The sequence below is a fragment of the Streptomyces sp. NPDC000229 genome, assembly GCF_040300825.1.
In the GTDB taxonomy this organism is placed as follows: domain Bacteria; phylum Actinomycetota; class Actinomycetes; order Streptomycetales; family Streptomycetaceae; genus Streptomyces.
In genome coordinates this window covers 1-17308 of sequence record NZ_JBEPEL010000043.1, presented here as the reverse complement: position 1 = coordinate 17308, position 17308 = coordinate 1, and the positions used below count along the sequence as shown (strand labels likewise).

At 71.4% G+C, this 17308-nt stretch carries 10 protein-coding genes and 1 tRNA gene; 10 read left to right on the top strand and 1 reads right to left on the bottom strand.

Annotation, left to right across the window (positions count from 1 at the left end):
• The first annotated feature begins 83 nt into the window (after positions 1-83).
• From ABT360_RS20975 to ABT360_RS20930, 10 genes are all read left to right on the top strand, one after another.
• Positions 84-1622: a class I SAM-dependent methyltransferase gene (locus ABT360_RS20975; RefSeq protein WP_351818443.1), complete on the top strand. Its 1539-nt coding sequence runs from the start codon at positions 84-86 to the stop codon at positions 1620-1622.
• A 487-nt stretch (positions 1623-2109) separates the two neighbouring features.
• Complete coding sequence (locus tag ABT360_RS20970) at positions 2110-2307, top strand: hypothetical protein (protein WP_351818440.1); 198 nt, start codon at positions 2110-2112, stop codon at positions 2305-2307.
• A gap of 282 nt (positions 2308-2589) precedes the next feature.
• Positions 2590-5454, top strand: a complete 2865-nt coding sequence (gene topA / locus ABT360_RS20965; RefSeq protein ID WP_351818437.1) for a type I DNA topoisomerase — start codon at positions 2590-2592, stop codon at positions 5452-5454.
• A 334-nt stretch (positions 5455-5788) separates the two neighbouring features.
• Entirely contained in the window at positions 5789-8923 is a 3135-nt protein-coding gene (tmk, locus tag ABT360_RS20960; RefSeq protein ID WP_351818434.1) for a dTMP kinase, read from the top strand.
• Positions 8924-9279: 356 nt separating this feature from the next.
• Positions 9280-10485 carry a DNA polymerase III subunit delta' gene (locus ABT360_RS20955; protein WP_351818431.1) on the top strand — a complete coding sequence of 402 codons (1206 nt, stop codon included), beginning with the start codon at positions 9280-9282 and terminating at the stop codon, positions 10483-10485.
• Positions 10486-10539: 54 nt separating this feature from the next.
• Positions 10540-12078, top strand: a complete 1539-nt coding sequence (locus ABT360_RS20950) for an alpha/beta hydrolase (RefSeq protein WP_351818428.1) — start codon at positions 10540-10542, stop codon at positions 12076-12078.
• A 75-nt stretch (positions 12079-12153) separates the two neighbouring features.
• Positions 12154-12230, top strand: a tRNA-Thr gene (locus ABT360_RS20945).
• Positions 12231-12992: 762 nt separating this feature from the next.
• Positions 12993-14240 carry a hypothetical protein gene (locus ABT360_RS20940; RefSeq protein WP_351818425.1) on the top strand — a complete coding sequence of 416 codons (1248 nt, stop codon included), beginning with the start codon at positions 12993-12995 and terminating at the stop codon, positions 14238-14240.
• A gap of 4 nt (positions 14241-14244) precedes the next feature.
• Complete coding sequence (locus ABT360_RS20935; RefSeq protein WP_351818422.1) at positions 14245-15576, top strand: hypothetical protein; 1332 nt, start codon at positions 14245-14247, stop codon at positions 15574-15576.
• Between the two features lie 190 nt (positions 15577-15766).
• Entirely contained in the window at positions 15767-16288 is a 522-nt protein-coding gene (locus tag ABT360_RS20930; protein ID WP_351818419.1) for a hypothetical protein, read from the top strand.
• 600 nt (positions 16289-16888) lie between these two features.
• Here ABT360_RS20930 and ABT360_RS20925 read toward each other — a convergent pair.
• Positions 16889-17308 (bottom strand): vitamin K epoxide reductase family protein (locus ABT360_RS20925; RefSeq protein WP_351818416.1); only part of this gene is annotated, 420 nt, incomplete at its 5' end.

Below are 17308 nucleotides of genomic sequence, written 5' to 3'. Positions count from 1 at the left end.
CCGCGTGAGAACTGCGGCCCGGTTCCCGTGTCCGGGGGCCGGGCCGTGTGTCGATTGTCAGTGGCGGCGGTCACAATGGGCAGGTGAGTACGACCAGCCTTACCGCCACCCTCCCGGTGCCCGACCGCGCCGACCGCCTCCGTGACGCCCTGCTCGCCGCCGACTTCACCGCCGACGGTCTGCTCGAGCTGCTCGGCGCATCCGCCTACGCCGCGCTCGCCCGCAGTGAGACGGTCCCCGCCCTGCGCGCCACCCGTGCGGACGGCCCGCTCGCCACGCTCGTCCGGCTCTTCCTCCTCCAGCGACGCGTGCCGCACGAACGGGCGCGCGCCGTGCTGCCGCTGGACGAGGCCCTCGCCGACGGATGGGTCGTGGAGGACGGCGGCGAGATCCGCGCCACGGTGGACGTACGGCCGTACGGCGGTCCCGAGGGCCAGGACTGGTTCATCGTCTCCGACCTGGGGTGCGCCGTGGGCGGCGCGTCCGGGGCGAGCGGCCGCGGCGAGGGCGTGGTCCTCGGCGTGGGCGGCGCGTCCACCACGCTCGCCGGGATCACGGTCCGTACGCCCGTCGCCTCCGCCCTGGACCTGGGCACGGGCTCCGGCATCCAGGCGCTGCACGCCGCGCAGCACGCCACACGCGTGACGGCGACGGACCTGAACCCGCGGGCGCTGGAGTTCGCCCGGCTCACGCTCGCGCTGTCCGGGGCGCCGGAGGCCGACCTGCGCACCGGTTCGCTGTTCGAACCGGTGGCGTCGGAGACGTACGACCTGATCGTGTCGAACCCGCCGTTCGTGATCTCTCCCCTGGCCTCCGGCACGGGGGGCCCCGGCGCCCGGCTGACCTACCGGGACGGCGGGATGGGCGGGGACGATCTGTGCCGGTCGCTCGTTCAACAGGCGGGGGAGCGGCTGAACGAAGGCGGGTTCGCGCACTTCCTCGCCAACTGGCAGCACGTGGAGGGCGAGGACTGGCAGGAGCGGCTGCGTTCCTGGGTGCCGCGCGGCTGCGACGCCTGGATCGTGCAGCGCGAGGTGCAGGACGTGACGCAGTACGCCGAGCTGTGGCTGCGGGACGCGGGGGACCACCTGCTGGACCGGCAGGAGTACGAGGCGCGGTACGAGGCGTGGCTCGGCGAGTTCGAGGAGCGGAGGACCAAGGCGGTCGGCTTCGGCTGGATCACGCTCCGCAAGTCCGGCGCGGAGGAGCCGTCCATCGTCATCGAGGAGTGGCCGCACCCGGTGGAGCAACCGCTCGGCGAGACGGTGCGGGCGCACTTCGCACGCCAGGACTATCTGCGGACGCGCGACGACGCGGCGCTGCTGGCCGACCACTTCGTACTGGTACCGGAGGTGATGCAGGAGCAGGTCGGGCTGCCGGGCGCGGAGGATCCGGAGCACGTGGTCCTCCGGCAGAACCGAGGCATGCGCCGCGCCACCAAGGTGGACGCCGTCGGCGCGGGCTTCGCCGGCGTCTGCGACGGAACGCTCAGCGCCGGGCGGATCCTGGACGCCATCGCCCAGTTGATGGGTGAGGACCCGGTGCTGCTGCGGGACCGTACCCCGCAGGCGATCCGGCTCCTGGTGGAGGAAGGGTTCCTGGAACCGGCGACGGGGGTGTGACGGCGGGCGAGTCCGCCCCTCGACGCTCCTAGTGCCCAGGGCGGCCTGTCGCGACGGTGGCCGCCTCCTCCTACAAGGTGATCGACCGGGGCGGTGATCACCCCCGTTCGCGGCGGCCCCCGCGTGCCCCCCCCCGTTCGCGACGGGCCCCGCGTGCCCCGGTCGCGGCAGCCGGCCTGCGATACCCGGGGGAGCCGTGCGGCAGGCGGGGCCCGTGGTCTGCCGGATCGACCGTCGCGGTGCGGGCGACTCCGCGCCAAGGGCGGCCCGGCCCGGCCCCGGGCACTGATCAGGCTCCGGGGTCGGCCCCGCGCCCGTGTCGGCGGCTGCGACGCTCTGAGGCCGGCTCGGCGCGTCCCGGCGCCGCGTGGGTGAACCCGCGGCGTGTCTCCCGTGCCGTTCACCCGCAATTCGCGCTCACGACGCCCGGAGGTGTCAGCCTCGGCCTCGGGGCAACCAGGGGATCACCGAGGAACGGGGTACGAACATGGAGAGCGGACCGGCCATCTTCGCCGGCACGGCGTTCACGCTGTTCGGTGCGGGGCTGCTGCTGTGGACCGCGACACGTGCGCTGCACCGGGCGCCGGTGGCGCTGGGAGTGAGCCCGATGGCGGCGATCACGTTCGCGACCTCGATGGGAGCCGCTTTCCTGATCCTCGGGGTGTGGTGTTTCGGCCGTCTCTGACCGTGCGGCGGAATAGGGGGCTCCGGGTCGGGAAGAGACCCTGAAGGGAGTCCGGGCGGCAGGAATGCCCGGACTCGGGTTACCGTTCGAGTGGCCGTTGCGGTCTTTTGCCGTTTGACACGGGGGCGGGTTGTACCGTCACACTCCGCAGCGACAGCAGCGTCAGAGCACAGCGTCACAGCGCCACCGCAGTGGGCAGTGGGCAGTGCGCAAGGAGTGCACGCGGTGGGACCACACCGCGCGGCACGTGCCACCGAGCGTCGACCGGAGAGAAGAGCGAAGTTGTCCCCGACCAGCGAGACCGCACAGGGCGGCCGCCGACTCGTCATCGTCGAGTCGCCTGCCAAGGCGAAGACGATCAAGGGCTACCTCGGCCCCGGCTACGTCGTCGAGGCGAGCGTCGGGCACATCCGCGACCTCCCCAACGGCGCCGCCGAGGTGCCCGAGAAGTACACCGGCGAGGTACGCCGCCTGGGCGTGGACGTCGAGCACGACTTCCAGCCCATCTACGTCGTCAACGCCGACAAGAAGGCCCAGGTCAGGAAGCTCAAGGAGCAGCTGGCCGAGTCCGACGAGCTCTTCCTCGCCACCGATGAGGACCGCGAGGGCGAGGCCATCGCCTGGCACCTCCTGGAAGTCCTCAAGCCCAAGGTCCCCGTCCACCGGATGGTCTTCCACGAGATCACCAAGGACGCGATCCAGGCCGCCGTCGCCAACCCGCGCGAGCTGAACAAGCGCATGGTCGACGCCCAGGAGACCCGCCGTATCCTCGACCGCCTCTACGGCTACGAGGTCTCGCCGGTCCTGTGGAAGAAGGTCATGCCCCGGTTGTCGGCCGGCCGTGTGCAGTCCGTCGCCACCCGCCTCGTCGTCGAGCGGGAGCGCGAGCGCATCGCGTTCCGCTCCGCCGAGTACTGGGACCTGACCGGCACCTTCGCCACCGGCCGCACCGGTGACTCCTCCGACCCGTCGAACCTCATCGCCCGCCTGGCCACGGTCGACGGCCGCCGCGTCGCACAGGGCCGCGACTTCGGCCCCGACGGCCGGCTGAAGGCGTCCTCCGGCCAGGTGCTGCACCTGGACGAGGCGAACGCCCGCGCCCTGGCCGCGGCACTCGCCGACACGTCGTTCAGCGTCCGCTCCGTCGAGTCGAAGCCGTACCGCCGCTCCCCGTACGCGCCCTTCCGCACCACCACCCTCCAGCAGGAGGCCAGCCGCAAGCTCGGCTTCGGTGCCAAGGCGACCATGCAGATCGCGCAGAAGCTGTACGAGAACGGCTTCATCACGTACATGCGTACGGACTCGACCACCCTGTCCGACACCGCCGTCGCCGCGGCCCGGGCCCAGGTCACGCAGCTCTACGGAGCCGACTACCTGCCGGACAAGCCGCGCGTGTACGCCGGCAAGGTCAAGAACGCGCAGGAGGCGCACGAGGCGATTCGCCCTTCGGGTGATCGTTTCCGCACACCCGCGGAGACCGGCCTGACCGGTGACCAGTTCAAGCTGTACGAACTGATCTGGAAGCGGACCGTCGCCTCCCAGATGAAGGACGCCGTCGGAAACTCCGTCACCGTCAAGATCGGCGGCCGGGCGAGCGACGGCCGGGACGCCGAGTTCAGCGCGTCCGGCAAGACGATCACCTTCCACGGCTTCATGAAGGCGTACGTCGAAGGCGCCGACGACCCGAACGCCGAGCTCGACGACCGTGAGCGCCGGCTGCCGCAGGTCGCCCAGGGCGACGCGCTGACCGCCGAGGAGATCACGGCGGACGGCCACGCCACCAAGCCGCCGGCCCGCTACACCGAGGCCTCGCTGGTCAAGGAGCTGGAAGAGCGCGAGATCGGCCGCCCGTCGACGTACGCGTCGATCATCGGCACGATCCTGGACCGCGGGTACGTCTTCAAGAAGGGCACGGCCCTCGTCCCCTCCTTCCTCTCCTTCGCCGTCGTCAACCTGCTGGAGAAGCACTTCGGCCGGCTCGTCGACTACGACTTCACCGCGAGGATGGAGGACGACCTCGACCGCATCGCGCGCGGTGAGGCACAGGCCGTGCCGTGGCTGAAGCGCTTCTACTTCGGCGAGGGCGACGGCGCGGCCGGCGGCGCCGCCGAGGCCGGAAACGGCGACGGCGACCACCTGGGCGGCCTGAAGGAGCTGGTCACCGACCTGGGCGCGATCGACGCCCGCGAGATCTCCTCCTTCCCCATCGGCAACGGCATCGTGCTGCGCGTCGGCCGCTACGGCCCGTACATCGAGCGTGGCGAGAAGGACACGGAAGGCCACCAGCGCGCCGACGTTCCGGAGGACATGGCCCCCGACGAGCTGTCGGTCGAGCTGGCGGAGGAGCTGCTGGCCAAGCCGAGCGGCGACTTCGAGCTCGGTACGGACCCGGCGACCGGCCACCAGATCGTCGCCAAGGACGGCCGCTACGGCCCGTACGTCACCGAGATCCTCCCCGAAGGCACTCCGAAGACCGGCAAGAACGCGGTGAAGCCGCGCACGGCCTCGCTCTTCAAGTCGATGTCCCCCGACACGGTGACCCTCGAGGACGCGCTGCGTCTGATGTCGTTGCCGCGCGTGGTGGGCACCGACGCCGAGGGCGTCGAGATCACCGCCCAGAACGGCCGCTACGGCCCGTACCTGAAGAAGGGCACGGACTCGCGGTCGCTGGAGAACGAGGAGCAGCTCTTCACCATCACGCTGGAGGAGGCTCTGGCGATCTACGCCCAGCCGAAGCAGCGTGGTCGCGCCGCCGCCAAGCCCCCGCTGAAGGAGCTGGGCACCGACCCGGTCAGCGAACGCCCGGTGGTCGTCAAGGACGGCCGCTTCGGGCCGTACGTCACGGACGGCGAGACGAACGCGACGCTGCGGACCGGCGACAGCGTGGAGACGATCACGCCGGAGCGCGGGTACGAGCTGCTGGCGGAGAAGCGGGCGAAGGCCCCGGCGAAGAAGACGGCCAAGAAGGCGGCGGCCAAGAAGGCGCCGGCGAAGAAGACCGCCGCGAAGAAGACGACGACGGCCAAGAAGACGGCCGCGAAGACGACGACGGCGAAGAAGACCACGACGGTGAAGAAGACGGCCGCGAAGAAGACGGCCTCCAAGGCCACTGCGTCCAAGGCCTCGTCCGCCTCGTCGGAAGACTGATCCGGGAAGCCCCCGCGCCGCAGTGCTTGCGCGCGGGGGTCGGCCCACCGCCGTGACGGCCGGGTGCGTTCCCGTGGTCGTACGCCAGGGGCGTCGGCCGCGCGGCGCCGGCGGGCAGCCGGGCTCGACCCCACCCTGGTCCCGGCGTCGTACACCAGGGCCCCGGCGCCCTTGGCACAGCTCCCGGCACGGCCCCCCGGCCAGCCGGGCGGGCCGGCAGGCGCCGCCCCTTGTGCGCGGAAGGCGCCGACCGGACACCGTCCCGGGGCCGAGGTCCCGCGTTTGTGCGGGATGGGGACGACTGGGTGTCATCCCCTCCGGATAGGCTGATGGGATGACGCGAGCCGAGCAGCCAACGGTCTTGAGCCCCACCTCAGACTCCGACGCCGCACTTGCCGCGGACTCCCGCGAGCGCGCCGTTCGGGCCCTGTTGCGCACCCCGCCGCTGAGGCGGTTGTGGAGCGCGCAGCTCGTCGGCGGGATCGGCGATGCCCTCGCCCTGCTCGTCCTGGTGCTGCTGGCCCTGCAGGCGGCGGTCGTCGAGGGAGCCTTCGGCGGCGGGTACCGGGGGGCGGCCTTCGCGGTCGCCGCGGTGTTCGGGGCGCGGATCCTGTCCACCCTCCTCTTCGGTGCCGTCCTGCTCGGCCCGCTGACGACCCTGACCGCGCCCAAGGGTCCGCTGGACCGCCGCTGGACCATGGTCGGGGCCGACGGCCTGCGCGTCGCGCTGTTGGTCATCGCGCCCCTGTGGATCGACTGGACGCCCGGCCACGCCCTCGCCTTCCTCCTCGGTACCGCCTTCCTCGCCGGCGTCGCCGAGCGTTTCTGGACCGTGGCCAAGGAGGGCGCGGCTCCCGCACTGCTGCCCGCCCCGCCGCCGGAGGGGGCTGCCGTACGGCCGCTGCCGGACCACATGGACGCGCTGCGGCGACTGTCGCTGCGTACGAGCTTCGCCGCGATTCCCGGCGCCGCCGCCGCACTCCTCGTCGCCACGCTCGTCGGCAATGTGCTCGCGACGGGCATCGACTGGTTCTCGACCCACCAGGCGGCCCTCGGTTCGTACGTCGCTGCCGGCCTGTTCGCCGCGTCCGTCTCGGTCCTGTACTTCCTGGAACTGCCCGATGCCCAGACCCCGCGCCCCCGTTCCCCGCTGGAGGGCCTGCGCCGCCCGTCGACCGGAACCGGTGTCGACAAGGGCCGTACGGGAGCCATACCGCTGCTCGTCCTCGCGTGTGCCGCCGTCGCCGCGGCCGTCGCGTCCGCCACCGCCGTCGCGGCGCTGCACGCCCGGGACCTCGGCGGCGGGCCCGTCGCGTTCGCGCTCCTCGTGCTGGCCCTGACCGGCGGTACGGCCCTCGGCATCCGCCGCGGCCCGTCCGTCCTGCCCGCCCTGTCCCGCCGCCGTCTGCTGGCGCTGGCGACCGCCGTCACGGGTGTCGCCCTGCTCGCCCTCGGCCTGGTGCCCGACACGGCGACCGTGCTGTTCATCGCGCTCGGCGCGGGCTTCGCGGCCGGTGTCGCGGCCAACACCGGGCACACCCTGCTGGACCAGGAGACGGAGGAGTTCCGGCGGCCGCGGCTGACCGAGCACCTCCACGCCGTCGTACGGGTCTCCATCGCGCTGGGCGCCATCGCCGCCCCGCTCCTCGCGGCCGCCATCGGCCCGCACCGGCTCGCCAGTGGCGACTTCGTCTTCGCCCACGGCGGCGCGGCCTTCACGCTCATGCTGGTCGGCGCCCTGCTGCTGCCCGTCGCGGCACTCGTACTGGCCAAGACGGACGACCGTTCCGGGGTGCCGCTGCGCCGCGACCTGCGGGACGCGCTGCGCGGCGCGGACCCGGCGCAGGCCCCGTCGAAGACCGGGTTCTTCATCGCCCTGGAGGGCGGTGACGGGGCCGGCAAGTCCACGCAGGTGGAGGCGCTGGCCGAGTGGATCAGGTCCAAGGGCCACGAGGTGGTCGTCACACGTGAGCCGGGCGCCACGCCGATCGGCAAGCGGCTGCGCTCGATCCTCCTCGACGTGTCGAGCGCCGGCCTGTCCAACCGCGCGGAGGCGCTGCTGTACGCCGCCGACCGCGCCGAGCACGTCGACTCGCTGGTCCGCCCGGCCCTGGAGCGCGGCGCGATCGTCATCTCCGACCGTTACATCGACTCCTCCGTGGCCTACCAGGGCGCCGGCCGTGACCTGTCGCCGACCGAGATCGCCCGCATCTCGCGCTGGGCGACCAGCGGCCTCGTACCGCACCTGACCGTCCTGCTGGACGTCTCGCCCGAGACCGCGCGGGAGCGGTTCACGGAGGCGCCGGACCGGCTGGAGTCGGAGCCGGCGGAGTTCCACCGGCGCGTACGGGCCGGATTCCTCGCCCTCGCGGCGGCGGACCCGGGCCGGTACCTGGTGGTGGACGCGGGCCAGGAACCGGAGGCGGTCACCACCGTCGTACGCCACCGGCTCGACCAGATGCTGCCGCTCTCCGAGGCCGAGGTGAAGGCCATGGAGGAAGCGCGCAGGCGGGCCGAGGAGGAGGCCCGGCGCAAGGCCGAGGAAGAGGCGGCGCGCAAGGCCGAGGAGGAGCGCCTGGAGCGCGAGCGCCAGGAGCAGCTCGCCAAGCTGCGCGCCGAGGAGGAGGAGCGCAAGCGCCGCGAGGAGGAAGAGGCGCGTCAGCGCGAGGCCGAGCGGCAGGCCGAGGAGGCCAGGCGGCGGGCGGAGGAGGCGCGCCGGCTCGCCGAGGAGGAGCGGCGGCGCCGTGAGGCCGAGGAGAAGGCCCGCCGCGAGGAGCAGGAGCGGCTGCGCCAGCTCAAGGAGGAGCAGGAGCGGCTGCGGGCCGAGGCCGAGGCGCGGCGCCTGGAGAAGCAGCGCAAGGCCGAGGAGGCCCTGCTGCGCGCCGAGGAGGCACGGCGGCTCGCGGAGGCGGCGGCCGCTGCGTCGGCGGCCGCGTCCGCCACCGAGACGACGGTCCCGACGCCGGTCGTGAACCCGGACCAGGAGACCCAGGAGGTCCCGGCGCCGCGCGTCAACATGCGCAAGGACGACGACGAGACGGCCCTCCTCCCGCCCGTGCGCGACGAGGCCCCGGCGCCCGCCCTCGACGAGACCGCCGTGCTGCCTCCCGTACGGGACGTACCGGGGGCCGGGCGGGCCGACGACGAGACGACCGTCCTGCGGCCGGTGCGCGACAGCGGCCCGGCCGCCCCCTCCGACGCCGAGGAGACCACCGTCCTCCCACCCGTGCGGGACGGGGGGCCCGCCGATCGTGTGCCCCCGGGCTTCTTCCGGGACGAACAGCCCGACCGTCCGGGCGCCGAGCGGACCCGTGAGCTGCCGCAGGTCGACGAACAGGGCAGGCCGAGGCGCCGCTCGGACTGGGCGGAGGAGACCCCGCTGGACGACCTGCCGACGCTCGCGGACGAGTTGCTCGGGCCGCACGACGACGACGAGGACCACGGGCGCGGAGGCGGCCGCCGCCGCTGACGGCCGACGGGTCCGTGGGCGGACGCACGGGCGTGCCGCCCACGGACGGCGGCCTGCGGAACCGAAGGCCGACCGATGTACGGTCCTCCGCCGCTGACAGGTCGACGGACAGGCCTACGGCAGGCAGGCTGACGGACGAGCCGACCGACCGGCGCCGCGGGCCGGCGAATGCCCGGGCGGCGCTGCTGACGGACCGACCGGCGCCGTGGGCGGCCGTGGCCGACGGAACCGGAAGCCGACCATCGGCGCGGGCTGACGGCTCGGTGGCCCGGCGCCCGTTGTCAGACTCCTGCCCCACAATGGAACCCACATCGGGAAGCCGGATCGACGACACGTACGCAGGAAGGCGGTGACCCATGCCCGTGTGGGACGACCTGGTCGGCCAGGACCGGATTCAGGAGCAGCTGCGCGCCGCAGCACGCGACGCCGACGCGCTCGTCACCGCCGATGCGGGCGGCACCGCACCGCCCGACGCGTCGCAGATGACGCACGCGTGGCTGTTCACCGGTCCGCCCGGCGCCGGGCGGACCACCGCCGCCCGGGCCTTCGCCGCCGCGCTCCAGTGCGTCAGCCCCGACCGGGCGCTCGGCGGGGAACCGGGCTGCGGATTCTGCGACGGGTGCCACACCGCGCTGGTGGGCACGCACGCGGACGTGTCGACGGTCGCCGCCGTGGGCACCCAGATCCTGGTCGACGACATGCGGGACACGGTCCGCAAGTCGTTCACGTCACCCGCGAACGGCCGCTGGCAAGTCATCCTCGTCGAGGACGCCGAGCGGCTGAACGAGAAGTCGGCCAACGCCGTCCTGAAGGCCGTGGAGGAGCCCGCTCCCCGCACGGTGTGGATGCTGTGCGCGCCGTCCATCGAGGACGTCCTGCCCACCATCCGCTCCCGCTGCCGCCACCTCACGCTGCGGACGCCGCCGGTCGAGGCCGTCGCCGACGTACTGATCCGGCGCGACGGCATCGAGCCCGAGGCGGCCTATGCCGCCGCCCGCGCCACCCAGGGCCACATCGAACACGCCCGCCGCCTGGCCACCGACGAGCGCGCCCGGGCCCGCCGGGCGACGGTCCTCAAGGTGCCCCTGCGGGTGGACGACATCGGTGGCTGCCTCAAGGCGGCACAGGAGCTGATCGACGCGGCGTCCGAGGACGCCAAGGAGGTCGCCGAGGGGACCGACGTCAAGGAGACCGAGGAACTGAAGGCGGCACTGGGCGGCACCCCCGGCGGGAGGATGCCGCGCGGCACGGCGGGTGCGATGAAGGACCTGGAGGACAAGCAGAAGCGCCGCCGGACCCGTACGCAGCGCGACAGCCTGGACCTGGCGCTCGGCGAGCTGACGAGCTTCTACCGCGACGTCCTGGCGCTCCAGCTCGGCGCGGGCACGGCCCTGGCCAACGAGGACGTGCGCGACGCCCTCGACCGGATAGCCCGCGAGTCGACACCGGAGCGGACCCTGCGCCGGATCGAGGCGGTTCTCGCCTGCCGCGAGGCCATGGACCGCAATGTGGCGCCGCTGCTCGCGGTGGAGGCGATGACCATGGCCCTCCGCCAGGGGTAATCCGTACGGGTAGTCACCGGCCACAAAGCGTGAGCATGCGGATACGCTCCGAGGATGGACTCCAGCCGTCTGCTCCGCACGTCCGCCGTCGCCGTCTCGCTCCTCGGCCTGCTCCTGGCCGGCTGCACGGACGGGGGCTCCACCCCGGCCGCCTCCGCCCAGGCCTCGGCCTCGATCGCCTCGACCGAGCAGCTCAAGGCGTACTACGGCCAGCGGCTGACCTGGCGCGCATGCGGCGCCCCCGGGTTCGAGTGCGCCACCATGAAGGCCCCGCTCGACTACGCCGACCCGGACGGCGAACAGATCAAGCTCGCCGTGTCCCGGGTCAAGGCCACCGGCCCCGGCAAGCGCCTCGGCTCGCTGCTGGTCAACCCGGGCGGCCCCGGCGGTTCCGCGGTCGGCTACCTCCAGGGGTACGCGGGCGTCGGATACCCGGCCCCCGTCCGGGCCCGCTACGACATCGTGGCCATCGACCCGCGCGGCGTAGCCCGCAGCGAGCCGGTCCGCTGCCTCGACGGCCCGCAGATGGACGCGTACACCCAGGTGGACCAGACCCCCGACGACAAGGGTGAGATCGCCCGCCTCGCCGCCTCCTTCAGGAACTTCGCGGCCGGCTGCCGCAAGCATTCCGGCCGGATCCTGCCCCACGTCTCGACCGTCGAGACCGCCCGCGACATGGACATCCTCCGCGCGGTGCTGGGCGACAAGCGGCTGAACTTCGTCGGCGCCTCGTACGGCACGTTCCTCGGGGCGACGTACGCCGAGCTCTTCCCCTCCCGCACCGGCCGGCTCGTCCTGGACGGCGCGATGGACCCGTCCCTGCCGACCGCCGAGCTCAACCGCGACCAGACGGCCGGCTTCGAGACCGCCTTCCGGTCCTTCGCCGCCGACTGCGTCAAGCAGACGGACTGCCCGCTGGGCACCCAGTCGCCCACCGCAGCGGCCGCCCGCCTCAAGGCGTTCTTCACGGCGCTCGACGAGCAGCCCGTCCCCACCGGCGAGAGCCGCGAGCTCGGCGAGGCCCTCGCCACCACGGGCGTCATCGCCGCCATGTACGACGAGTCGGCCTGGCCGCAGCTGCGGGAGGCCCTCACCCGCGCGATGGGCGGCGAGGGTTCCGCCCTCCTGGCCCTCGCCGACAGCTACTACGAGCGCGAGGAGGACGGCACGTACTCGAACCTGATGTACGCCAACGCCGCCGTGAACTGCCTCGACCAGCCGCCCGCCTTCACCAGCCCCGAGCAGGCCGCCGCCGCCGTCCCGTCCTTCGAGAAGGCCTCCTCCGTCTTCGGTGAAGGACTGGCCTGGGCGTCCCTGAACTGCGCGTACTGGCCCGCCAAGGCCACCGGGTCCGCCCACCGCATCGAGGCCGCCGGCGCGGCGCCCATCGTCGTCGTCGGCACCACCCGCGACCCCGCCACCCCCTACAAGTGGGCCCAGTCCCTCGCCGCCCAGCTCTCCTCCGGCACGCTCCTGACCTACGAGGGCGACGGCCACACGGCGTACGGCCGCGGCAGTGACTGCATCGACACCGCGATCAACACCTACCTCCTCGACGGCACGGTCCCCGCACCCGGCAAGCGCTGCCGCTGACACGTGTGCGAAGCACCCTCCGGACCTGTGTAGACTTGTGCCCGCTGCTGCACCCGACAGGGGATCGCACGGCATGCCGCCTTAGCTCAGTTGGCCAGAGCAACGCACTCGTAATGCGTAGGTCTCGGGTTCGAATCCCGAAGGCGGCTCCACTGGGACCCCAGGTCAGATATTCGCTGACCTGGGGTTTCTTGTGTTCGCGGCGCAGTGTGCCGCACATCCGTGGAGCTGCGGGGCTGCATGCGCGAGCGATGCGTGAGCTCGTCGAGCCATGCCGCAGCACCCTGAAGCGCTGATGCACCAGGTCAACGCATTCATGCAGACCCGGCGTCGGCAGACCGCCATGCTCACGCACCACAGCAATGGCATGCGCATTCCACCCGGCCGAAACGAGACGGTCCACCTCCGCCTGCACCTCGACCGACAGCCGGTCCCACAACGTTTTCTCCATGCCCGCAGTGAACCCCACTGACCAGCCTCGGGAGCGACTCGATCCGCTGGTGCCGCTACTGCCTCGCCAATCAGCCCTGGCGGGATAAACGCTTCTCCAGTAACGCCGATGGAAAACGGGTGCTGTGACGACAAGCATTTCCGTGGTGATCTCCGGGGGCGAGGCGGCCGTCCGCCGCCGGTGGTGCCGCAGACAAGCATCTTGTATGACCCACTCGTGGGCTCCTTATAAGAATGCTCCGGCTCTCATCCCCCATGAGGATGCAGATATTGATAACAGCCTTGTGGCGCACGGTAGTTGTGGCGAGAGTGGGGTCTCCAGCACGGACTCTCGTCATCGGAGGACTCATGCGCCTTATTCGCCGTACGCCCTCATCGGGGCGCTCGGGCCTGCGGGCGATGGCGCCGGTGTTCGCGCCCTCGAACGCCCGTCCTCGCGGAGGGCCGCGGTGAGCGTCGGGGGAGTGGGTATTCCACGGTTGCAGGACCTCGCCTACGTTGAGGTCGCTCTCCGGCACGTCGCGCAGGGGGCGACGTTCGAGCAGGTGCGTCGCGCTCTCGTCGACCGAGCCGCCGGCGCAGCACGGGACGGGGACACAGACGGCTCGTACTCCGCCAGGAAGTGGGAGCTGGCACGGTCGGACACCAAGAAGTACGTCCATAACACCGTCGACGTCCTGAAGGAACTTATGCGGCTCGGCTGGGTCGAGAAGCACATCCTCCCTTCTGGACCCAACTCCGCCTACGCACATGCTGACTCGGTATTCACCCTCACCCCGGCCGGTGAGAGGTGGGCGGCGCTGGTCGCCGAGGACCGTCGTGCCGCGTACAACGCGCTCACCGGCGTACTGCTCTCCACCCATCCCCAGTTCGAGGGCTTTCTGCGCCTGCTGGGTGCCCGGCCGGACAGCAAGGGCGCACATCTGACGATTCCGCTTCTGAGATTCAGCGCCTCGGCGTACCGGTCCAACGAGACGTACCTCGACGACTTCGTGCGCTTCGCGGTTGACGCGGCGGCTCAGGGCGCGCTCGGCTGGACGGCCACGCCCGAGTGCATCGACGCGGGCATCCGTGGCTACGTCCGCCGCATCGAGGAGCGGGCTCGTGCCCGGGAGAAGGAACTCAGCCGGAAGCAGTTCGCCACGACCTGTGAGGAGGCCATGGCTCGGCTTGTATTCAACGCGGCCGGTTGCCCCCTGGACTACATCAGCCTGGAACTGCTGCGCAGATGGACACGGTTCCTCGGGCTCGCGAACTTCAGCTATTACGCCCCGGGTCCGTCGGCGATGCGGCTCTGGTCCACCGCTCTGGTCACGGGGAGCGGCCCATCCGTCGAGATCAGACGAAGAGTCGGCAAAGACGTGCGCCGGGCTGCTCTGGACACCCTCTGGGCGGTCTGGCGAGAGCAGCGCTCCGACGCGGCCGGCGGCATGTACCTGCCCGTCTGGCAGCTCCGTGCGGCCGTCTGCTGGAAGCAGCGGATCAGCGACGACGAGTTCGACCAGGCGCTCCGCGAGGCCCTGGCGGGCGAACACTCCGGACTTGGTCTGCGCATTCACCTGGATCAGGCATCGATGAGGGGTGCACCTGCCTCGACCAAGCCTTTGATCATTCCCAGCGCGAGCGGGCTCAGACGCGTGTTCAACGTGATCAGCGTCGTTCTGGAAACCCCGGCCACCCCCGCCCCGACGACCACCACCGAGGAGTCCTGACCCCATGACCGCTTCCGCCCGTAGTGCGGGCCCCGTTTGGCTGAAGAAGCAGTGGGGGCTGCGCAACAACCCCTTCCCAACCACCGGCATCGCTCGCCTTGGCGGCGCCGACATGCGAGAGAACGGGCTGCTCTACGAGCCCGACGTAAACCCGGAAAAACTCGAAGAGGCCGTCGAGAAGTTCGTGCTCGGCTCGGCCTTCTCGGGCCTCCGATTCGGGTACTTGTGGTCGACCGGAACGGGGCCGGGGGACTCCGATGCCCGTGGCTTCGGAAAGTCCGTGCTCATGCAACACCTGACGGGCAGCCTCAACGAGGACTTCGGCCGCGCCGCGTACCTGAGCTGTGGCCTCGACGAGGAGGACGCCGCTGACGAACCGATCTGCGGACTGCTGACGAGCTTCGACACCGCCCAGATCCGGTCCCTGAACGCGGCCCTCTTCACCGCTGTCGAGTACGCGACAGACTTCCGTGCGGACGACAAGAGCCCTACGCTCGCGCAGCGCCTGCGCGAGGCCCTCGTCGCACGGACCGCGGCGGACGATCCGCAGAGCCTGGCCAAGGTCGTGATCGAGCATCACCGGGACCTGCGGGGCCGCACCCTGGGACCACCGGACGACAAGCTCATCCTGGCTTTGTGTGATGCCGATCCGACGGTTGCCCAGGATTACCTGGACAAGATCAAGCCCACTTCGCGGACCAGGAACGGCGCTGTGTATCTCGCCACGTTCCTCCTTTTCGCGGCGGCCGCGGGCATGAAGCACGTTCTGCTCTGCTGCGACCAACTGGAGGACCTGGCGAGCACCACTACGGCGAAGGCCAAGCGAGACCTGGAAACCGAACGGTTCCGCGACATCATCCTCGAAACGCTGCCGATGGCCGACATGCTCAGCGTCGTCGTCACCATGCACCCTCGGGCTGCGCTCACCATCGGCACGGCCTGGGAACTGGCAGACCTGCCGACCTTCGAGGTTTCGGAGGCGAACAAGCACCGGATCGTGGTCCTGCCGGCGCTGCGCGACCTCGACGCGGCTGTCAAGCTCCTCTCCAAGTACCTCGCCGCCGCCCGCAAGAAGGACGACCGCCCGCGCGATGATGTGTACCCGTTCACGATGGACGCGGTGGCGGCGCTGTTCAGCCGGTCGAACCGCAAGCCGCGTGACGTGCTGCGCAAGGCACAAGGCCTCATCGAGGCTGCCTCGGGGGACAACCTGGTGACGATCGGCGAGCAGGACGTCATGCGCTACCTGGACGCAGTGGGACCGGACACCGACGAGGACCTCGGCCCCGTCGTGACGGGACCGATGCCCATGACCCTCGACTGGAGCGCCGGATGAGCCGGTCATCACTGCGCCGTGGAGGCCCGGCGTGACGGTGAGCCCCTGTCGGCTCTGCGGAGCCCGCCTGTCGCCCTGGGAGACGAAGCGCTGCGGATGTGGCGGACCACGGTGGGCAAGTCGCCCGGAAATCCTGTACGCGATTGCTTGCTCGTCACGCTCACCTCTGCACGTCCGCGACTTCGTGCGTATGGCCCAGCGCGATTACGGATGCGAGATCACCGTGCCCAGCGCCAACGCGGTGCTCTCGCCGGACCGGCGCTTCTGCTGGACCGGACAGGGAACGTACAGCCTCTACCGGCACGGCCCCCTGCCCGGCCCGCGGACTCTGGAGGGAGTGAGCCGGCTGGTTCTGTTCGCCGCGGGCGAGCCGATGACAGCGGACGCGCTCGACTATTGCCTGAAACAGCTCGGGTACCGCTACAACGTGGCCTCACTGAAGAACGCGATCAGGAACTCCGAGTACATCAGGTGGCAGCAGGATGGGCGATGGGCGCATGCGCTGGGGCAGGACGCCGAGGCTGAGCTGCGGCACGGGATCCCCGTCGTCCCCGCCGGCCGGCGCGAGGCCTGGATGCGATTGCGTGACACGCTGGCGGGTGAACTGCGGTGCCTCATGACCCAGCGGCAGGCGAAGCTGCGCGGCCTCGGTGCCCCCCACAGATTCGGCCTGTACTGGGACGAGCAGCCCGGAGAGAGGCTGCTGGTGTAAAGCGTAGGTCTCGGGTTGGAATCCCGAAGGCGGGTCCACTGGAACCCCAGCCAAGACAGGATCTGCGCTGGGGTTTCCTGTTCCGGCTCGCCACGATCGAACACGACGGCCTGCGCTGCTTCCCGGTATTCCCCCATGGGCGAGAACTCCGCTTACGGCATGGGGGTGTACGGGCCGCGCGACATGTGCGGGCGAGTCGCGGACGCCGGGTACGCGGCGGCGGGCTTCGTCTCCGACACGTCGAGCGGATCTCGGGCAATATTGGTTACCGCACGCCGGTGAACCGGGCTTTCGACCAGATCGCCACGATCAGGGCCGGCTGAGCGCCGACTGACTCTTCACGTCGTTGGCGCGGCAGCCCAAGCTCCGCAGGCCCTGATCCAGGCTCCGGCCCTGTGGCAACTCCGCACGCTGAACCCCCTGGACGTACACGCTTCCGGCACCCCGCGCCGGAATGGCGGCCCGCGTGCCGGGTGTCAACGGCGGCGGCCAGAGCCGTCCCGGGACCCAGGAGCAGTACCGCCCGGCGGGACGGGCGAGCCGCCGTGATCGACTCCATGACCGTTTTCTCCGGGCGGTACCGCTGCGCGCCCGACCGCCTCAGCCGGTCCAGAAGTCCCACCAGCGGGTCAGGATCAGCATCCCCATGATCCCGGTGTGCAGGACGGGCAGCACCCAGGTGAACTCGTCGAGGAAGCCCCGGACCGCCCGCGGTGCGGGCAGCAGGCCGTTGCGTACGGTGTGCGAGGTGACGTACCAGAACATGACGAGCGTCGCTACCCAGGCGGAACAGCACCAGAGGCACAGCGAGTTGATCTCGTACAGCGACTGGTGCATCAGCCAGGTGCAGAAGCCGACCCCGAACAGTGTCCCGGCGTTCAGCCCCAGCCAGTACCAGCGCCGGAACCGCGCCCCCGCCAGCAGTGCGGTGCCGATGGCGACGACCATGCCGTAGGTGACCAGGCCGAGCATGGGGTTGGGGAAGCCGAAGGCCGAGGCCTGGTCGCTCTTCATGATGTT

Coding starts and splice junctions, on each gene's coding strand:
- tmk (WP_351818434.1), top strand. CDS start 5,789: ATGACGCGAGCCGAGCAGCCAACGGTCTTGAGCCCCACCTCAGACTCC.
- ABT360_RS20970 (WP_351818440.1), top strand. CDS start 2,110: ATGGAGAGCGGACCGGCCATCTTCGCCGGCACGGCGTTCACGCTGTTC.
- ABT360_RS20935 (WP_351818422.1), top strand. CDS start 14,245: ATGACCGCTTCCGCCCGTAGTGCGGGCCCCGTTTGGCTGAAGAAGCAG.
- ABT360_RS20950 (WP_351818428.1), top strand. CDS start 10,540: ATGGACTCCAGCCGTCTGCTCCGCACGTCCGCCGTCGCCGTCTCGCTC.
- ABT360_RS20955 (WP_351818431.1), top strand. CDS start 9,280: ATGCCCGTGTGGGACGACCTGGTCGGCCAGGACCGGATTCAGGAGCAG.
- ABT360_RS20930 (WP_351818419.1), top strand. CDS start 15,767: ATGGCCCAGCGCGATTACGGATGCGAGATCACCGTGCCCAGCGCCAAC.